Here is an 18,392-nt window from a genome sequence, read left to right as displayed (position 1 = left end):
CCGTTTTGAGGTGATAATTTGAATAGTAAGAAAGAACGGAAAAAGAATTCTTTTTTTCAACGAATACTTACAATTGTATTTTTAGGAATCTTTTTCTATTCAATGTATGAATTGGGTGGGATTTTCATGGATTATTATGAAAATCGTAAAGTAATGGCTGAAGCGCAACATATTTATAAGAGAAGTCCAATGGAAGAAAAATCAGAAGATGGGGAAGTACGTAAACAGTTTCAAGCTCTCCAAAAAATTAATCCAGAAATAGTGGGATGGATTACGATGGATGATACACAAATCAATTATCCAATCGTTCAAGCGAAGGATAATGATTACTATTTATTTCGTAATTATAAAGGCGAGGATATGAGAGCGGGAAGTATTTTTATGGATTATCGTAATGATGTGAAATCTCAAAACCGAAATACTATTTTATATGGTCATCGTATGAAGGACGGTTCTATGTTTGGAAGTTTAAAAAAGATGTTGGATGAAGATTTCTTCATGTCCCATCGTAAATTGTATTACGATACATTATTTGAAGGATACGACGTTGAAGTTTTTTCAGTATATACGACAACGACGGACTTTTATTACATTGAAACGGATTTTGAAAGCGATGCAGCGTATACAGCGTTCTTAAAGCAAATTCAAGATAAATCCCTTTACAAAACGGATACGAAATTGACGGCTAATGATGAAATTATAACACTTTCTACATGTGACTATGCACTTGATCCAGAAGCAGGAAGATTAGTCGTACATGCGAAACTAGTAAAAAGACAGTAAATAAAAAGTATAGAATATGAGAAGTGGTAACGCTTCTCATATTCTATACTTTTAAAAAAACAGTTTTTACTGTGCTGCAGCCATTGGCATACGTACAACTTTCACATCATAGTAAGAGATTTTATTATCGAGAATATAATCTGGCATTCCGCCTTGATGTGAGTGAGCTGCTTTAAATGCTGGGCTCTTTGTCCAACCTTGGAAATCTTCTTTTGCATTCCAGCGCGTGCTAATTGTTACCTCATCATAATCAACTGTATTTTGCGTTAGAAGAACTTCTAATCCTAAAAATCCTGGCATTGTTTCGACTTGACCTACTTTATTAAAACGATCAATTAATTTATGTCCATTTCCCTTGGTGATTTTAGCTGTATTTGTAACAATAATCATGTTTATTCCTCCTATAAGTTGTAGCCTTTATTTTCGAGAACTCATATACATTAAACGATAATGAAAATCATTATCATTGTCAATGGTAAATATGAAATATATAAGTATTTTTTCTATTATGTTGGACAGTAAGATTTCCATTTCAAAATGTAGTAAATAGGTGGCGGTTAAGCGAGAGAATGAGTGAGTTGTACTAGCAAAGCAATAATATGGTATAGTGAAACGAGGCTGTTTTTTCAGTCTCGTTTTTCAAATGCTTCCTATAGAGAAAGCATGCAAATGGAAAGGAAGTTATTATATGCGATCAGAAGTAACTGTAAAAATAAAACCGAAATTTATAAAAGAAATTAAAAGTGGATATCCGCTTATTTTAAAAGATGCGATTCAAAATTTAAATGATGTTCAGGAAGAAGGAACAATCATTAAAGTGGTAGATGAGAAAAACCACTTTGTCGGAAAAGGTTATTATGGAAAACAAAATAAAGGATACGGCTGGATTTTAACGAGAAAAGAGAGTGAACAAATTAATCAATCTTTCTTTGAAAGTAAAATTAAATCTGCCTTACATAAACGAAAACAATTTTACAAATCAAGTGATACGACAGCATTCCGCGCCCTAAATGGTGAAGGTGATGGGCTTGGAGGCTTAATCATCGATTATTATGATGGTTATTATGTAGTTAGTTGGTATAGCGAAGGGATTTATACTTTCAGGGATGAGATTATAGCAGCTCTTCAAAAAGTAGCAAATTTTAAAGGTATTTATGAGAAGAAGCGTTTTGATACGAAAGGGAAATACATTGAAGGCGATGATTTCGTAGCAGGAGAGCGCGGTGAGTTCCCGCTTATCGTAAAAGAGAATGGTGTGAACTTTGCTGTTTATTTAAATGACGGAGCGATGGTTGGGGTATTTTTAGATCAGCGTAACGTACGAAAACAAATTCGTGATAAGTATGCGAAGGGAAGAACAGTGTTAAATATGTTCTCTTATACAGGTGCCTTTTCTGTATTTGCAGCGCTTGGTGGAGCGAGCAAAACGACGAGTGTCGACCTTGCAAATCGTAGTTTAAGTAAAACGATTGAGCAGTTTAGTGTAAATGAAGTTGATTATGAAGCGCAAGATATCATTGTAGAAGATGTATTTCTTTACTTCAAATATGCAGCGAAGAAAAAAATGAAATTTGATATGGTCGTACTTGACCCTCCAAGCTTTGCGCGTTCAAAAAAATATACATTTAGTGCAGCGAAAGATTATAAAAACTTATTAAAAGAAACAATTGCCATTACAGAAAATAACGGGATTATCGTTGCTTCAACAAATTGTAGCGCATTCGATATGAAAAAGTTTAAAGGCTTTATCGATACAGCATTTAAAGAAATGAATGGCAAATATAAAATATTAGAAGAACATTCTTTACCAGAAGATTTCCGTACAATCGATCAATTTAAAGAAGGAGACTATTTAAAAGTAGTTTTCATTGAGAAAATTAAAGGGTAATAAAGAAAAAGGAGCTCGAGTTTAGTTGAGCTCCTTTTCTTATTGAACGATATTTTGTACTCTGCCGACTTGCCCGTCCTGCAAGCGCACTTTAATGCCATGCGGATGAGAAGGGGAGTTCGTTAAAATATCTTTTACAATGCCACGTGTTAATTTGCCAGTTCGTTGATTTTGTTTTAATACAATATCAACTTCAAGGCCGGGTACGATATTAGAACGTTTTTGTCCGTTCATTTATACACCTGTACGTCTACGTTGGTTGTTTGTTTTCTTTGTTTGTTGGTTTTGTAGTTTTTTTGTTTCTTGGCTTTGGTTTTTTGTATTTTGACCATTACCGTTACCTTGCTTTTTCTTTGCAAGTTGTTCACGCATTAAATCAGCTAAGCTTACTTTTTTGTTTTCTGACATGATAAGTCTCCTTTATATAAAGTTAATTATGAACTATCGTAGTAAATTTCATCATATCATTGTTATGGAAGGAAGGGAAGTTGGTTTGAAAATTCATATAATTGTTTCCAGTCTGTAGTAGTTACGATACAATTAAAATGTTAATGTTTGTAAAAAAGGGGATAGATATATGTCACATCATATTTTATTAGTGGAAGATGATATTTCAATTCAAGAGATGGTGCAGAAGTATTTAATAAAAGAGGGCTTTCAAGTTACAATCGCGTCTGATGGAGAGGAAGGCGTGAACACATATTTACAAGGTTCATTTGATTTGATTATCCTCGACATTATGATGCCAAAGTTAGATGGCTTAGAGGTTGTACGAATCATTCGAGAAAAAAGTGCAGTACCGATTTTAATGATGTCGGCAAAAGATACAGATGTTGATAAAGCTGTTGGATTAGGACTAGGAGCAGATGATTACATTTGTAAGCCATTTTCTATGATTGAATTGGCGGCGCGTGTAAAAGCGGGTATTCGGAGGTCTACGAAATATTCAGCTACAGAAACAACAGAAAAGATGATTCAAATTGGCGATTTAACAATCGATCCAATTAATTTTACTGTGGAAAAAAACGGGAAGCCTCTCAAACTTACTTTAAAAGAATTTGAGATTTTAAAACTGTTTGTAAAGAATCAAAATCGTGTATTTACGAAAGCACAAATATATACGCTAATTTGGAACGAAGAGTATTACGGTGACGATAACGTTATTAATGTTCATATGAGAAGATTGCGTGAGAAAATCGAAAGTGATCCATCTAATCCAGAATACATTAAAACGTTATGGGGTATCGGTTATAAGCTGGACGTGATGTAATATGGTCAATTTGTTAATAGGTATTATTTTTATATTGTTATGTGTCATTTATCTACAATATAAAATGAGGAAAAATAATAGCAAAAATTTGCGATACACATATGAAAAATTAGAAAGTATTGTTAATGAAAAAACAGGCGAGAAGTTACTCGTTATGACAGATGATCTAGAATTGCAAAAGTTGTTAGTGGCAATTAATCAATTGTTAGATGCGAAACAGAAAACGAATGCTGATCATGCGAAAGTAGAAATTTCGATGAGAAAAATGCTTTCAAATATTTCACATGACTTGAAAACACCACTAACAGTTATTCTTGGATATACAGAAATGTTAAATAAGGATAAAACGATAAATGAAGAAGAACAACAAATATTACTTGAAAAGGTGCATGTGAAAACATTAGAAGTAATGGAACTGATTCATAAGTTTTTTGATTTAGCAAAACTAGAATCTGGTGACAAGGCAATCGAGATGACAAAAGTAAATATGAATGAAGTTTGCCGTGAGAAAATTTTATCTTTTTATGATTTAGTGACGACGAAAGGTTTTCATGTTCATATTAATATACCAGAAAAAAATATATATGCACTTGGAAATGTAGAAGTATTAGGTAGAGTATTGAATAATTTAATATCAAATGCAATTACATATGGAGATGATGGAAAGACGCTCGGTATGACGTTAAGAGATGATGAAACGAATGTGTATATAGATGTATGGGATACAGGAAAAGGAATTGATGAATCTCATATTGATAAAGTGTTTGAGCGTATGTACACACTTGAAGATTCCAGAAATAGATTGTACCAAGGAAGCGGTCTAGGTTTAACGATTACGAAAAGGCTTGTAGAAGCGATGGACGGAGAAATACATCTTTTTAGTAAGCCGTATGAAAAAACAATTTTTACAATTGTATTAACAAAGATGCAGTTTTAGCTTGTAGAGAAGTAGATTCTACAAGCTTTTTTTTCAGCGTAAGGAATTTGTAAGGAACGGGTAAGAAAAAAGAGATTTCCGTTGTCTATTATAGAAGTATAAAGTAGTGCGAAAGGAGAAAACGACATGACATATATATTAAAAACGAATCAGTTAACGAAAGTGTTTAAGGGGAAAGAAGTTATTTCTAGCGTTAACATGCATGTGAAAAAAGGAGAGATATACGGTTTCTTAGGACCGAATGGTGCTGGTAAAACAACGATTATGAAAATGATCACAAATTTAATAAAACCGACGAGCGGTGATATTGAAATTTTCGGTGAGAAGTTAACGGATACATCTTATGAAGTATTAAAGCGCATGGGGACAATTATCGAATATCCAATCTTTTATGATAAATTAACGGCGAAAGAAAACTTAGAATTACATTGTGAATATATGGGCTATTACGATAAAAACGCAATTGACCATGCTTTACATTTAGTAAAATTGCAAGGGATCGATAATAAAAAAGTAAAAGATTTTTCATTAGGGATGAAGCAACGACTTGGTATTGCAAGGGCGATCATGACAAAGCCAGAATTACTCATTTTAGATGAGCCAATTAACGGTTTAGATCCAATTGGTATTAAAGAGTTACGAGACTTATTTAAAATGCTCTGCAAAGAATATGGCATTACGTTATTAGTTTCTAGTCATATTTTAGGTGAGATGGAACTAATGGCGGATACAATTGGTGTAATTCAAAATGGAAAACTAATAAAAGAAGTTTCAATGCAGAGTATTAACGGAAAACAAACAGAGTACATTGAAATTACTGTTCCTGATGTGAAGCGTGCAGCTTATATTTTAGAAGATAAACTCGGTATAAAAAATTACAAAATAATGAGTGGAAATATGATTCGCGTGTATGAATTGAAGGCGACGCAGCAGGCTATTTCAAAAGCACTTATTATGAACGATGTGGAAATAGAAAGTATGAATAAGAAACATAGTTCCTTAGAAGAGTATTTCTTAAATGTAATGGATGGAGAGGGCATTCATGCTTAATGGATTGTTAGTGAATCTAGTGAGTGGATTAATCGTAATGTTTATAAGTGCAATTTTATATTATAGAAAACCTGAGCGGAAATGGTTGTTAATTATAATAGTGATAGGAATGATGAGCGTAGTTACTGCTGGAATTAGAATGTTAGTAGCATAGAGATAGTTATGTCAGTAATGGAGGCTTGGTTTATATGTTTAAATTGATGAAACTTGAATGGAAGAAACATAAATTATCTAGTTATTTTAAAGGGGTAGCAATTTGTATTATAGCAATTTTTGCTTCGGTAAGTCTTATGGGGATGGGAGTGAAAGGTGAAGTAGACGCAGCCCTCACTGATTTCACAAAATATATGACTTTAGCAAACATTTTTATAAGAATGACATTTCTTATTTTTAGTGCAGTCATTTTATCGCGTTTAGTAATTGATGAATATAAGAACAAAACAATGCAACTATTGTTTATGTACCCATTACAAAGGAAATTGCTAATGAGGGCGAAATTAACAATTGTTTTTAGTTTTTGTTTTATCAGCATGATTATTGCTACGTTCACTATTAGTTTGCTCATATTTTTTATGAACCCAATGATGGGGTTAATTGAAACACCTATTACGATGGGTGAAATAATAGCTACTGTTCCAGCTACCTTTATAAGTGCATTTATGATATCTGGTATAAGCTTAATTCCTTTATTTTTTGGGATGAGAAAGAAATCTACACCGACAACAATTACTTCTGCAGTAATAATTGGGATGCTAATGAACAGTAACGTAGGTCCTGGAAGCGGTCAAGTAAGTATGTATGATTTTATATTTATCCCAATTGTACTCTGTTTATTAGGAATTTTTATTAGTTATTTATCGTATCGTAAAATCGACAAGATCGATGTAGCATAAAACAATAACGAACTGGGGTATGAATAGTGAAAAAAATAATAGTAATTGCAATATTATTCATTACAATTGCTAGTGCGTTTTTTTGTTTTAAAGTATTTCAGGGGAAAGATTTTAAGAAAGAAAAGTCTTTTGAGATAAATAATATAAAAGAAATAGAAGTGGACAATGAAAACTGGGATATTGAATTTAAAAGTACAGAAGCTAACAAAATAGTCATTTCGGCTCAAGGTAAACGTTTAGATAAAGAGGTAGATCCTGTCGAAATAGAACAGGTAGGGAATAAAGTTATAGTTAAGCAAAAACAAAAGGCGACCAGATTTTTTAATGGTTTCACGTTTAGGAAGAAAAATAGTATATGTATAGCTATTCCGAAGAAAGAAATAGATAAAATTGTATTAAATAATAAATCGGGTGATGTGAAAATAAGCGATATAGTAGTAAAAAGTATCGTGACAAAAAGCAAGTCTGGAGATGAAATGGTTGTAGGACTATCAGCTGAGAAAGGTGAATTCATATCGCAAAGTGGAGAGTTAGCTGTAAAAGATAGTTCAGTACAAGAATTAAATATAAAGTCTACGACTGGTGATAACTATATAACAAATGTAAGTAACTCAAATATGAACATCACTTCAACATCGGGAGAAGTATTACTGAAGGATATGAAAGAAGGAAAATCGTTATTTGTAGAAACAAAATCAGGAGATATTGGCGTACGGTATAAAGGTGTTCCGACTTCTTTAAAACTTACGGCTAAAAGTAATTCGTCTGACGTAATGGTGAATGTAAAAGGACTTAAGAAAGATAAAAATACAGAACATGTAAAAGCAGGAACCATTGGTGATGCGAAAAACGAAATGAAGATTTTAAGTAAAACAGGAGCGATTTATATCGATTAAATTTCAAATGAAAGGAGGACTATTATGCTACGTCTTATGAAGCTAGAAATGAAGAAGTTTAAGCTTGGATGGTATGTAAGGGGAGCGATTATTGCAAATATCGCTATACTGACATTACTGATCTTTACGAGCATCGTTTCTCAAATAGAAGGCGATCCAGAAATAAGAGATCCACAGATGGTTTTGTTAATGGCTAGTACATTAGTAAGAGCAACGTTTATTATTTTTGGTAGTGTGTTAATCGCAAGGTTAATAATTGGTGAATATAAAAACAAAACAATACTACTTATGTTTTCTTATCCAATTAACCGAAAGAAAATGATGGTTAGTAAGTTGATTATTACAGCAACATTAACATTTATAACAGTTATTTTATCTAATATTTTAGTAGTAGGAGTTTTCTTTTGGATAGATAGCTATTTTTCAATTCTTCCTCATTCATTCACAGTAGATCAATTGATGCAAGAAGGGATAAATCTTGTTCCTTTAGCCGTTGCAACTGCGGGAATAAGTTTAATTCCACTATATTTCGGAATGCGTAAACGTTCAGTGCCAACTACAATTGTTTCATCCCTTATCGTTGTATCAATTGCAATTAATAACACCCCAATGTTTTCAACGGCAACTTTTCTTCCCCTTCAACTAGCATTGGCAGCAATTGGAGTTGCCATTGCATATTACGGAATTAAAAATATAGAGAAGGAAGATATAACTGTATGATAAGAATACGTAAAATAGTTTCACATGAAACAAGTTACAGAAAAAGACAAGATGTGTAAATTTTATTAAAAGTCAAGATATTACTTAAAATGTACGATAATAAAATATCTCTATATAATGTCAGACATTATATGTGAAAATAAATGAAGGGTAGATGAGCGTAATAAAAAATCCACTCTATCTATCCTTTTTTGTACTACAAATGACCTCATTTGCTACAACAACTTCATTCTTTACCACAACAGTTTCACTTGTAGCTTTAGTGTCCTATAAAAATGTGCTATTATCAAATAAATAACACCGTTCAATTGATTTGGAACGGTGTTATTTATATCTATTAAATTTTCTGTTTCACTCTTATTGGAACTTTAATTTTATTTCTAGCAATGCAGACCCCATTTTTTATAATAAAACATTCAACAAAATGATCTCCATTGAACTCAGTTTCTTCATAATGAAATAACGCATTCTCTGGAATTCTACTAGGAGTTAATTCTCCTCTAATCATATCTTTACTTTTAGCAACGTTGCCACGATTTTTGACTTTCCAGTAGACTGTATATGGAGGTAGTGCATTAGTGTTAGCTGTAAAATAGAGACCTAATCCTCTATCCAATGTTTGATTTTGTTTCAACACATCTGAAAGTTTCCCTAAAAATTTGTCTCCTTTTACGATATTACATTCTAAATGTAGCTCATTTTTCAGATTAATGGCAGCTACATACTCAATAAATTCTTCGGTTTCTCTAAAATTGTAGTAAGGTTCAGGTGCTAAAGTATAAGATTTGCTAACTTCGCTTAGAGAACGATTTTCTTGTAGGTCATTCCAATATGAATGCTGGAAAAAATCATTCCATGCAGCAATTGCCTGTGCCTCAGTACATGTACTCTGAAACAAAATATCTAACTTAGATAAATAAGTAGTCAGTCGGGTGTGTAAATTCCCTATTTTTGTAATATCTTTCTGTACAAGTGTTAGGCTTTGAGATTTATCAGTAGGATTGAATACCTCTTTATCGTTATCCAATCGCTCCTTAATCGATTTTATTGTGTAGTAAAAACGTTCATCTAATCTCGTATAAGTGGATTCACACTTTTCGTCAGCAAGTACACTCTGAATGAGACCACCAGGCATTTCCCATTTCTCTCTAGATTTAGAGAACATTTTCATCAAGCGAACAATTTCTCTTAATCTAGAATTATGATTTTTATTCTGTTCCATAAACCATTTGGTAATAGAGCGTGGATTTCGTTCTCTCCATTTGCTACCACAATGTTCATAAGTATATTCGTTATCTTGTTCATCTTTTTTAAAACGACGATAGATTGCAAAATCAATATGGTATCCATCTTTATAAACAATTCTTACACAGTTAGTGTGGGCTTTAGGGGCTATTGTAAATCCCGAACATTTCTTTAACAGTGCTTTTTCAATAACTCTTTTGGCTAATAGAGTAGTGTCAGGAAAATTATCTTTTTCAAAGACAATTGCTACATCTATATCATAATCATTTGATTCATTCTGTGTTACAGTATGCATGGCTACGCTTCCTTGAATAACAGGTTCTTCAGCCATTTTATAGTCAGTACCAAATTCTTCGTTATAAGCAATTAAACCTGCTTTCAAACGTTGGATATTTAGCTTTTTCTTTTCATATAACTCATTTTTTTGATCCTTCTTTAATACAACATGCGTACTGTAAAACGTATTAAATTTTCCGCTTAAATCATACATTGACATTTACATGCTCCTTTGTGATACAAACAGTAATAGGTTGATCAACTTTTTTTAAATTTAGATTCCAATTATACTTCGGGACTTCTGATCCTACATAATTATATACAACAATTTCTTTATCCATTCTTTGAGTAATAGCACTCCCCATATAATAGGCAAATGAAGGTTGTCCAGAATAAAATAAATGAATCTTTTTTAGATTAATATATTTTTGATTGATATCATCTAGAAGGTTACGGAAATCTTTCTTATATTTTTGAAGCTGCTCGGAACTGATAATGTTATTTCGATGTGGCTTTTCTAAGTGTAAATAAAAAGTATTTAAATGCTCAAGAGATAAGCCTCTTAAATCTTCATCGGGTATGGGGTAAGTCATCCCTACTTTCAACACAACTTCAGTAGTATCAATTTGTTCTTGCTCTTGCTTATTTTCCAGGATAAGAGGGGGATATTCAACTTTCTTTGAATTAATGGCTTCCCAAATATTTTTATTCTGATTCCACTCATGAAATTTAACAGGTATTTTATCAGCAATTTGATAACCTAGTAGAATAGTAAATGGGATATGAGCCAAACCATAATAATCTACGTCCACATAATCATTCCCATCTGTAGAATGAATAATGTCTTTAGCGACCTTTTCTTGGATATATAAGGCTCTTTCAATCCCTTCCTTTGAAGTTACTTTCATCTCAAACTTTTGATCGATATCTTTTTTGTCCACTTGGTAATTTGAAATGTCTTTATTTATCTTTGAAAAGTTAGTTGATTCAATAGAAGAATGCCTAATTTGAAGTAGACTACCAATTACTGTATTCTCTTTTGTTTTAAAATATAAAATGATGGCACACCCGTATAAGAATAGCCCTACAGTTATTAATACCCCAAGAACTATGTAATCTATACTTGGGTCGGAAGCATTAAACTTTGTTTCTAGGTAAGTGTTGCATAGCTGAGCTATGATAGGCCAAATGTAGTCAGGGCTGACGGCAGCTATAATGCAAATTGTGCCAGCTGAAAAGAGTCCCAACACCATTTTATTTTCTAGTTTCCCTTTGTATAGTTGATACAATTTTATTAAAAATTCTTTTGTGTTCATTTTGTTCCTCCCTTCGATATCCTTGTTTTATTTTAACATATAAATATACACTATATGTTTAATATGTAAGATAGCGGTGTAATTTTATTAGGAATATTTTAAATAAGATATTTATGCAAATATCAAGTGAAATAACGGTCTCGCTATATAAAACGTAAAAAGTCTTCACATGATTTTTTACGTTTTAGGTATTGGCAATTTCAAAACAACCAATCTTTCTCACAAAGATACATCACTTAAACGATTCGAAGTGACTCGCAACCCATTTAGCATTATTTTCCGCAATATATTCTTCTGCTAGAATTAGCCTTTGTATAAGTTCTTTCTTAGATAGTTTCATATATTTTTTTCTGAGATTATCCCGATTACGGTTTGGTCTTATATTATAAAATTCAATCCCCTTAATGTTTAGAGGATCGTTACGGAGATTATTTTGGCTATTCTTTTTTTGTTTATGAGTTTTACTATATTGCTTGTAATATTCATATAACTGTTCGTTTGTACGAATGGTGTTTGGATGAATTCCTTTCCCTTCGGGATCAATCTCTTTTGATTGTTTAGCGATTGTTGTATAAGTGATTGGATCACCTATTTTAATTAATTGATTAATTGATTGTTTCCCTAATTCTACTGAACGATCACTACGTCTTTGATAGCTTTCCTTAAGCCAAACTGGTTCATTTTTGGAATTGAATGTTTGGCTCATATTTTTGCTCCTCCCTATACTTTTCAATCGATTCTATCTCTTTCAATTCATTACGTGCGTGTTTTCGCATCACTTTTGCCTTCTTTACATCAATTTTTAAACCCATTGCACTATATCGTTTCTCCATATCTTTCGATAAATCAATAACCTCTAATAATTCTTGTTTCTTTTCAGGTTGTGGGATTTTCGCTTGGCAACCTAAACACGCCATTTTGATTGGACAAACGTGATTAGTGACACATGTTCCACCTACCACATTATTGAAGACACCAACTGTTTCCTTATATTCTTCAAGTTCTTTTTCAAGTTCTTCAGGATTTCGCAATATAGCTTCATCGATATCTATATAATCGGAGATAACATCATGTAAATCGCTGATTGATTGAGCCACTTGGCTTGATGTAGGCTCTGAATAATAACTAGTTACCCCCGCATCTCGCTGATGTAATATCTTTGCTACGATGTCTATCGGTAACTTTTGTCGTTGAACAGCTTCGGTAGCAAAGGCATGACGTAATAAGTGGGTTTTCACCACAACAGGTTTTCCTTCTTCCGTTTCGAATTTTAATCCGTGTAGTAAAAAGCGGAGATTTGCTGTAATCGTTTTGTATTGAAATGATTTTTTATGATACTGAAAAAAATATGGTTTAGGTTTGGGAAATAGATGTTTTCGTATTCCTCGATATTCCACGCCTGGTATTTTATCAGTGCCATAATGATTTTTAAGCATTAAACCAACGGATTGTATTATTTTCATTGTTTGTTCACTGATATTAAAAGCTTCTAATCCATCACGACCTTTTGGAACAACGTGAAAAGAAAAACGTAATTTCTTATCAACTTTAACCGTACGGATACATTCTTTAGTGTTACTAATTTGCAATAATTCATTTAATCTAGCACCAGTAGTGGTGCATATATCTAATGTTAATAAACCAAAGGTTGCTGCTGCATATAAAGGTTCTACATCAAACAAAATACCTTTTGCTTTGTCTTTATGAACAGAAACAAATGTACTTGGTGTAAGTATCCCTTTATGATCTGACTTAAAGGGGGTTGGATTTTCGCTTGAATTTTCTTTACCATACCCCCATTCATTAAGTAGTTTGCGTTTTAGCTTAATTTCTTCATCGGTTGCATTATTATGCCACTCTCCAATAACATTATATTCAAAAAGTTTAATAAACCATAGCCCTTCAGGTTCATCATCATCTTTAAATCGTTCTGCTTTAATAAACTCTACAAAGTAATGATTATTATCATCTGAATAACATCTTGTACGAGTCATTGCTGCTTTTATAGTCCCTTTACTAAATTGTTCTTGATGATTCAAAACAAATGATTTTTTGTCCCATAGGCGAAAATAAAAGCGTTCGCCAATCCTTTCAGGTTCATCGTAATGGAAATCTAGGGGCATAACTTCATTTTGTGTTTTTGTTTGTTCACAAGCTTTTAAATAAGCTTGTCGTAGTCGATTTATTTGATTCCGTCGAAAATGGCCTTCTGCTCGAATCTGAGGGAGTAAGGGTACGATAGCATCTGTTTCACTCTTACGACTGTTTTTTGTCTGGTCTTTGGCTGCTTTAGTAAAAGAAAAATCTCTTGAATCATAAGTTGGCATTAGAAATATAAAGCGATGGAAGTATTCTTGTTGTTCATTAGATATTTTAGTTTGAGCCCATTTATTTGTTGAGTAAGAACAACTTCTATAATTACTCAAAAAAGCTGCCCTTATATGATCTGAATGTTCTTCGAAAATCTCCCCCTTAAAGTATTGATACATATGTGTTTCAATATTCAGGTCTGTCATCTCAGTCAAATGAAAGTAATCAAACAAATTTCGTAATCGTAAGTTAATAACATTGATAGTTTTCTCAATTGTTTTAACATCTAAATTTTTTTCCTTATAAACAATCATAATTAGAAAGATATGATTGTTCCAAGGTTTGTCTACCACATGATTAATATAATATTTTAAATATCTTTCATTCATTTTATCTAGAATAAAAATATCTCTTGCATCACGAAAATGCAAAAGTTGTTCATCGACTTTATCCAATAATTGCTCGTAAAAAGGTGATTGAGGTTTAAGGGTTGATATTGTCAGTGTTATCACTCCAATCCATCTAAAAATTCTTGTAGTTCAGGATCTATTTCAACAGCTTGGCTACTTTCTAAAACTGTTAGGGTAGGTTTTTTCTTTAAATCATGTTTCTTTTGTTCTATATACTCATTTTCCAACTTTGTCATATTGTCCAACATTTGATCGTGAGCCTCGCGATGTCTTTCTTCATCAAAATAATGTTCATAAACTTTTATGGTATTAACATTTTTCCACTTTATATATTTAATAAGTTCATTTGTCCTTTGTTTAATTTCAACTTCTGTTTTGGAAATATTATGTATCTCTCTTAACCTTGTAGTAACAAACCAGTGCCTTGTTTTATGAGGGTTTAACTTAACCTCGCATTCTTCTATAGCCCTGCTCCAATGATAATACCAAGCTTGATATGAAAAAGGAGTTCCTAGTTCCGTAAGAAATATGGGAGATTCATTTGGTAATTTTTCGAAGGTTCGTTGGAATTCGTCATATTGAATTCGGTCTCTATTAATATATCGCATCAGTAATTTTACTGTATCTTTGCTAAATCTAAGAAACTTGACCCGTCTTCCGTGGCTACCTTTATTGAATGTACTTACCTCTTGAAAATCCTTTCTTGAGCGATAATCACCAATAGTTAATTCGATAACCTCTGATGCTCTTGCTCCTGTCTCGAATAGCATACGAGATATAATCAATTCCCTTAGTGACCAGTGCACCTTTTTTCCTGCTTGATAGACCTGAGAAGGGAGGTAAGGATCATCAATAATTTTAGGCTGCCACTCTTCATTAATTAGCTTAAAATAGGAATCAGTCAGTCGTCTATGCAGCATGGCACCTTCCGTTCCAGCTTCAGGTGGCATACGAGGTTTATCCTTTCTTACACCTTCGATTTGACTTTTATATTCATCTGAAATCGCATAAGAATCTATCAAAGGATTTGAATAATTGTACTGTTTTAATCGAATAAGAGATTTATAAAATGATTTCAAAGCTGATAGAAAACGGTTTACCGTATTAGGACTTTTTCTTGTACGATTGACAAAGCGAAAGGTGTCTTTTTCACGAACTTTACATTCCATTCCATTCATTAGATAATCTTCAACAGCAATTCGTATTATTTCAGGAGGTTCATTCCACTGAATACGTTTACCCTGATAATTACTTGACTCGTCTAGCCACCTAAAGAAAGGAAGAAGACATTTTAAATACGAAAGGGTAGAGCTTTTAGCTATCCTGCCTATACAATCGTGGTAATAATCCGTCAAGGGTAGAAAAGGATCATTGTCACCATTAAAAACCATTAATTCATAGCGACTTTCAATCCCTTTGGGGCAATAATGATACTTATAGCTTTCTATAAAAATCACCTACTTAATTTTTTACACATTGTTAATCTCTTATTTTTCTTTTTTTGTAACTTTACAGGGGCAAAAGTAGGACTCCAGTTCTCACGAACTGCTTTTTTAATACATCCGTCAGGATTTTTAACTTTTGTTGTGGATTGCTGCATTATAAGGTGTATCTCCAACGTTGGTTTGATTCTTATAACAGAAAGAACTGATAAAATATCATTGCTAGGAGAAGTTGTTTATTTTTTCCAAATAAAAACAACAACTTTGTTTAAATTTAATAAATCATTTTCTGAAATTCCTCCTCCTTCTTTGTCGTTATTTCTAAATATTTTAGGTAATTCACCTAAATGAAACCACCTTTCTATTGTCTCCACGTGCTTTCCTAAAATTTCGGCTGCCTCTTTTATTGAATATACTTTAGCCATTACAACGCCTCTCATAAGAATGTACGTTCTTATTATAGCGCTACATTATTGTTGTAGTAAATGATTAACATTATTGTATGACTGTGGTATTGTATAGAATCATCTAGAGGCATAACAAAGATTAAGTACACCACTATATATAAGTGATGTACTTAATCTTTGTTTAATGTGTGACATTAAATATAAATAACCAATTATTATACAAAAAGGTCCATTCACTTGTCTTTAATTTTACATGGTACACCTTGTCTTTTTCTGTAGTTACATTTTAGGAGCTTCCATTCCAGCTGTAGCCCATTCTTCTTTTGCAGGACCATATACGCCAGGAACTGTTAAGCCAGCCTGGCGCATTAAAACTGTCATTTGTCCGCGGTGGTGATTTTGATGATTAATGAGTGTCATTAAAAATATAGAATTTGGCATAGGGCGGCCAAAGAAGTCATTAATAGTAGTTAAGTCTTTATCCGTCCATTCGCTTTGAAGTGCTTCAACAAAAGCTGTATTCACTTTACGATATCCATCTGCAATTGTTTTTGCTGAAGTTGGTACGGGATAATCTTTCGTTTCTCCTTCAAACTTTAGCCCTGTGCCAGATAGTATAACAGGAATTGCCGTCACGATATGCCAAGCGACTCTTCCTAACGTCCAGTGCCCAGGTGCGATTTCTTGTGACAAAGATTCATCTGTTAGTACATCGAGCATTTTTTGAGTAGACTCAGTCTCGTATGTCCATGATTGCAAGAAGCCTTCAATTGTTTGGTACATAGTTATCCCTCCTAGTTATGTTCATAGGTTACATTCGTGAAAAAAAGATAGTTTCCTTTTGGCCTATAAGAACAAATAAAAAAGAAGACTCCTAACAAGAAGCCTCTTTTTTATTAACTTTCTTCCCACTCTCCCTCATCAACTATAAGAAATAAGGTGCTCCAAGTACGAGAACACCAAGTGGTTTTATTAAGAAAAAGAATTTCGTTTGAGTAAGAAGGCAAAAGTACAAGCAAAAGGGGTAAAAATCGCATGTAATAATTATTAGAATGTACGGAGTAAAGTTATTCTGGGGTATTTGATAGGTGTTTTTTTATTTGTTGCTTATACTTAAAAGATTGAATTTGAAGGAGGGGATCAACATGTCTTCATGGCGCAATAATATAAATGGGTATTGTGAGTGTAATAATCAAAATGGTGTACATGTTGATTCGTGTTGTTTTAGTTGCGATGGGACAGTGCCTAAGCTAGGTCCAACTGGTCCGACGGGAGCAACGGGTCCAACGGGAGCGACAGGTCCAACGGGAGCAACGGGTCCAACGGGAGCAACAGGTCCAACCGGAGTGACAGGAATAACGGGAGCAACAGGTCCAACCGGAGTGACAGGAATAACGGGAGCAACAGGTCCAACCGGAGCAACGGGAGCAACGGGAGCAACGGGAGCGACAGGAATAACGGGAGCAACGGGAGCGACAGGAATAACGGGAGCAACGGGAGCAACGGGAGCGACAGGAATAACGGGAGCAACGGGAGCGACAGGAATAACGGGAGCAACAGGTCCAACGGGAGTGACGGGAGTAACGGGAGCAACAGGTCCAACGGGAGCAACAGGTCCAACGGGAGTGACAGGAATAACGGGAGCAACAGGTCCAACCGGAGTGACAGGTCCAACCGGAGTGACAGGTTCAACGGGAGCGACAGGAATAACGGGAGCAACGGGAGTAACGGGAGTAACGGGAGCAACAGGTCCAACCGGAGTAACAGGTCCAACCGGAGTGACAGGTTCAACGGGAGTAACGGGAGCAACAGGTTCAACGGGAGTAACGGGAGCAACAGGAATAACGGGAGCAACAGGTCCGACCGGAGCGACAGGAATAACAGGAGCAACGGGTCCAACGGGAGCAACAGGTCCAACCGGAGCGACGGGAGTAACCGGAGCAACAGGAATAACGGGAGCAACAGGTTCAACAGGAGCGACGGGAGTAACAGGTTCAACGGGTCCAACCGGAGCGACGGGAGTAACCGGAGCAACAGGAATAACGGGAGCAACGGGTCCAACGGGAGCAACAGGTCCAACCGGAGCGACGGGTTCAACAGGTTCAACCGGCCCAACGGGAATAACAGGTACAAGTATCACGGCGACGTATGCATTTGCAAATAATACGTCGGGTTCAGCGATATCGGTACTTCTTGGTGGAACGAATGTCCCGCTTCCAAATAATCAAAACATCGGTCCAGGAATTACTGTTTCTGGTGGAAATACAGTATTTACGGTTGCAAATGCTGGGAATTATTATATTTCATATACGATTAATATAACGGCTTCATTATTAGTCAGTTCTCGTATTACAATTAATGGAGCACCACTTGCTGGAACGATCAATTCTCCTGCGTTAGCAACTACATCATTTAGCGCAACAATTATTACAACTCTTGCAGCAGGAGATGCCATTAGTTTGCAACTATTTGGTTTGTTAGCTGTTGCAACATTATCAACAACTACACCAGGAGCTGTGTTAACGATAATAAGATTAAGCTAAATAATA

The 18,392-nt window shown here is 34.2% G+C and carries 20 protein-coding genes; 10 read left to right on the top strand and 10 right to left on the bottom strand.

The window, feature by feature from the left end; all coding sequences use genetic code 11:
* The first annotated feature begins 18 nt into the window (after positions 1 to 18).
* Positions 19 to 783 carry a class B sortase gene (srtB, locus tag PDQ68_RS04795; protein WP_001086113.1) on the top strand — a complete coding sequence of 255 codons (765 nt, stop codon included), beginning with the start codon at positions 19 to 21 and terminating at the stop codon, positions 781 to 783.
* Between the two features lie 66 nt (positions 784 to 849).
* Here srtB and isdG read toward each other — a convergent pair whose 3' ends face one another.
* On the bottom strand, positions 850 to 1,173 hold the full coding sequence (gene isdG / locus PDQ68_RS04790; RefSeq protein WP_000587815.1) for a heme oxygenase: 324 nt from the start codon (positions 1,171 to 1,173) through the stop codon (positions 850 to 852).
* Positions 1,174 to 1,471: 298 nt separating this feature from the next.
* On the opposite strand from isdG, the gene PDQ68_RS04785 reads away from it, so the two are divergent.
* Positions 1,472 to 2,671, top strand: coding sequence for a class I SAM-dependent rRNA methyltransferase (locus PDQ68_RS04785; RefSeq protein ID WP_001255958.1), 1,200 nt, complete (start codon positions 1,472 to 1,474; stop codon positions 2,669 to 2,671).
* Between the two features lie 39 nt (positions 2,672 to 2,710).
* On the opposite strand, the gene PDQ68_RS04780 is transcribed toward PDQ68_RS04785, so the two are convergent.
* On the bottom strand, positions 2,711 to 2,905 hold the full coding sequence (locus PDQ68_RS04780) for a YwbE family protein (protein WP_001014318.1): 195 nt from the start codon (positions 2,903 to 2,905) through the stop codon (positions 2,711 to 2,713).
* Entirely contained in the window at positions 2,906 to 3,079 is a 174-nt protein-coding gene (locus PDQ68_RS04775) for a hypothetical protein (RefSeq protein WP_001293581.1), read from the bottom strand.
* 169 nt (positions 3,080 to 3,248) lie between these two features.
* On the opposite strand from PDQ68_RS04775, the gene PDQ68_RS04770 reads away from it, so the two are divergent.
* From PDQ68_RS04770 to PDQ68_RS04740, 7 genes are all read left to right on the top strand, one after another.
* Positions 3,249 to 3,941, top strand: coding sequence for a response regulator transcription factor (locus PDQ68_RS04770; RefSeq protein ID WP_000018053.1), 693 nt, complete (start codon positions 3,249 to 3,251; stop codon positions 3,939 to 3,941).
* A gap of 1 nt (position 3,942) precedes the next feature.
* Entirely contained in the window at positions 3,943 to 4,878 is a 936-nt protein-coding gene (locus PDQ68_RS04765) for a HAMP domain-containing histidine kinase (RefSeq protein ID WP_014893492.1), read from the top strand.
* 126 nt (positions 4,879 to 5,004) lie between these two features.
* Positions 5,005 to 5,928 carry an ABC transporter ATP-binding protein gene (locus PDQ68_RS04760; RefSeq protein WP_016718626.1) on the top strand — a complete coding sequence of 308 codons (924 nt, stop codon included), beginning with the start codon at positions 5,005 to 5,007 and terminating at the stop codon, positions 5,926 to 5,928.
* The gene (locus PDQ68_RS04755; protein ID WP_000931764.1) at positions 5,921 to 6,082 is read left to right on the top strand and encodes a hypothetical protein; all 162 of its coding nucleotides are present in this window, start codon (positions 5,921 to 5,923) and stop codon (positions 6,080 to 6,082) included. The genes PDQ68_RS04760 and PDQ68_RS04755 overlap by 8 nt, the downstream gene beginning before the upstream one ends.
* 34 nt (positions 6,083 to 6,116) lie before the next feature.
* A complete protein-coding gene (locus PDQ68_RS04750; RefSeq protein WP_061183305.1) occupies positions 6,117 to 6,821 on the top strand; it encodes an ABC transporter permease in 705 nt (234 codons plus the stop codon).
* Between the two features lie 26 nt (positions 6,822 to 6,847).
* The gene (locus tag PDQ68_RS04745) at positions 6,848 to 7,717 is read left to right on the top strand and encodes a DUF4097 family beta strand repeat-containing protein (RefSeq protein ID WP_061183304.1); all 870 of its coding nucleotides are present in this window, start codon (positions 6,848 to 6,850) and stop codon (positions 7,715 to 7,717) included.
* Between the two features lie 24 nt (positions 7,718 to 7,741).
* Positions 7,742 to 8,437, top strand: coding sequence for an ABC-2 family transporter permease (locus PDQ68_RS04740; protein ID WP_061183303.1), 696 nt, complete (start codon positions 7,742 to 7,744; stop codon positions 8,435 to 8,437).
* Between the two features lie 337 nt (positions 8,438 to 8,774).
* Here PDQ68_RS04740 and PDQ68_RS04735 read toward each other — a convergent pair whose 3' ends face one another.
* The 7 genes from PDQ68_RS04735 to PDQ68_RS04705 all read right to left on the bottom strand — a co-directional run bounded on the left by PDQ68_RS04735 (position 8,775) and on the right by PDQ68_RS04705 (position 16,626).
* Positions 8,775 to 10,178 carry a nucleotidyltransferase gene (locus PDQ68_RS04735; RefSeq protein ID WP_063262686.1) on the bottom strand — a complete coding sequence of 468 codons (1,404 nt, stop codon included), beginning with the start codon at positions 10,176 to 10,178 and terminating at the stop codon, positions 8,775 to 8,777.
* Entirely contained in the window at positions 10,165 to 11,274 is a 1,110-nt protein-coding gene (locus PDQ68_RS04730; protein ID WP_063262687.1) for an SAVED domain-containing protein, read from the bottom strand. Before PDQ68_RS04730 ends, PDQ68_RS04735 begins: the two co-directional genes overlap by 14 nt.
* A gap of 232 nt (positions 11,275 to 11,506) precedes the next feature.
* Positions 11,507 to 11,980, bottom strand: a complete 474-nt coding sequence (locus PDQ68_RS04725; protein ID WP_063262688.1) for a hypothetical protein — start codon at positions 11,978 to 11,980, stop codon at positions 11,507 to 11,509.
* Positions 11,952 to 14,087: a site-specific integrase gene (locus PDQ68_RS04720; RefSeq protein WP_063262693.1), complete on the bottom strand. Its 2,136-nt coding sequence runs from the start codon at positions 14,085 to 14,087 to the stop codon at positions 11,952 to 11,954. The genes PDQ68_RS04725 and PDQ68_RS04720 overlap by 29 nt, the downstream gene beginning before the upstream one ends.
* A gap of 5 nt (positions 14,088 to 14,092) precedes the next feature.
* Entirely contained in the window at positions 14,093 to 15,451 is a 1,359-nt protein-coding gene (locus tag PDQ68_RS04715) for a tyrosine-type recombinase/integrase (RefSeq protein WP_080467781.1), read from the bottom strand.
* A gap of 221 nt (positions 15,452 to 15,672) precedes the next feature.
* Positions 15,673 to 15,861, bottom strand: coding sequence for a helix-turn-helix domain-containing protein (locus tag PDQ68_RS04710; protein WP_063262689.1), 189 nt, complete (start codon positions 15,859 to 15,861; stop codon positions 15,673 to 15,675).
* Between the two features lie 261 nt (positions 15,862 to 16,122).
* Positions 16,123 to 16,626 (bottom strand): DinB family protein, encoded by a 504-nt coding sequence (locus PDQ68_RS04705; protein WP_000284989.1) that lies wholly within the window; start codon positions 16,624 to 16,626, stop codon positions 16,123 to 16,125.
* A gap of 362 nt (positions 16,627 to 16,988) precedes the next feature.
* On the opposite strand from PDQ68_RS04705, the gene PDQ68_RS04700 reads away from it, so the two are divergent.
* Entirely contained in the window at positions 16,989 to 18,386 is a 1,398-nt protein-coding gene (locus PDQ68_RS04700; protein ID WP_270786591.1) for a BclA C-terminal domain-containing protein, read from the top strand.
* Positions 18,387 to 18,392: the final 6 nt, after the last annotated feature.

It is taken from the genome of Bacillus cereus group sp. Bc010 (genome assembly GCF_027716745.1).
Classification (GTDB): domain Bacteria; phylum Bacillota; class Bacilli; order Bacillales; family Bacillaceae_G; genus Bacillus_A; species Bacillus_A pacificus.
The sequence above is the reverse complement of the archived record's forward strand: the minus strand, read 5'-3'. Positions and strand labels throughout refer to the sequence as shown.

Bases quoted from the DNA above. Each gene is read 5' to 3' on its own strand.
- PDQ68_RS04780 (WP_001014318.1), bottom strand. From the start codon at position 2,905: ATGAACGGACAAAAACGTTCTAATATCGTACCCGGCCTTGAAGTTGAT.
- PDQ68_RS04755 (WP_000931764.1), top strand. From the start codon at position 5,921: ATGCTTAATGGATTGTTAGTGAATCTAGTGAGTGGATTAATCGTAATG.
- PDQ68_RS04700 (WP_270786591.1), top strand. From the start codon at position 16,989: ATGTCTTCATGGCGCAATAATATAAATGGGTATTGTGAGTGTAATAAT.
- PDQ68_RS04765 (WP_014893492.1), top strand. From the start codon at position 3,943: ATGGTCAATTTGTTAATAGGTATTATTTTTATATTGTTATGTGTCATT.
- PDQ68_RS04730 (WP_063262687.1), bottom strand. From the start codon at position 11,274: ATGAACACAAAAGAATTTTTAATAAAATTGTATCAACTATACAAAGGG.
- PDQ68_RS04760 (WP_016718626.1), top strand. From the start codon at position 5,005: ATGACATATATATTAAAAACGAATCAGTTAACGAAAGTGTTTAAGGGG.
- PDQ68_RS04705 (WP_000284989.1), bottom strand. From the start codon at position 16,626: ATGTACCAAACAATTGAAGGCTTCTTGCAATCATGGACATACGAGACT.
- PDQ68_RS04750 (WP_061183305.1), top strand. From the start codon at position 6,117: ATGTTTAAATTGATGAAACTTGAATGGAAGAAACATAAATTATCTAGT.
- PDQ68_RS04770 (WP_000018053.1), top strand. From the start codon at position 3,249: ATGTCACATCATATTTTATTAGTGGAAGATGATATTTCAATTCAAGAG.
- PDQ68_RS04775 (WP_001293581.1), bottom strand. From the start codon at position 3,079: ATGTCAGAAAACAAAAAAGTAAGCTTAGCTGATTTAATGCGTGAACAA.
- PDQ68_RS04710 (WP_063262689.1), bottom strand. From the start codon at position 15,861: ATGGCTAAAGTATATTCAATAAAAGAGGCAGCCGAAATTTTAGGAAAG.
- PDQ68_RS04735 (WP_063262686.1), bottom strand. From the start codon at position 10,178: ATGTCAATGTATGATTTAAGCGGAAAATTTAATACGTTTTACAGTACG.
- PDQ68_RS04725 (WP_063262688.1), bottom strand. From the start codon at position 11,980: ATGAGCCAAACATTCAATTCCAAAAATGAACCAGTTTGGCTTAAGGAA.
- PDQ68_RS04740 (WP_061183303.1), top strand. From the start codon at position 7,742: ATGCTACGTCTTATGAAGCTAGAAATGAAGAAGTTTAAGCTTGGATGG.
- PDQ68_RS04785 (WP_001255958.1), top strand. From the start codon at position 1,472: ATGCGATCAGAAGTAACTGTAAAAATAAAACCGAAATTTATAAAAGAA.
- isdG (WP_000587815.1), bottom strand. From the start codon at position 1,173: ATGATTATTGTTACAAATACAGCTAAAATCACCAAGGGAAATGGACAT.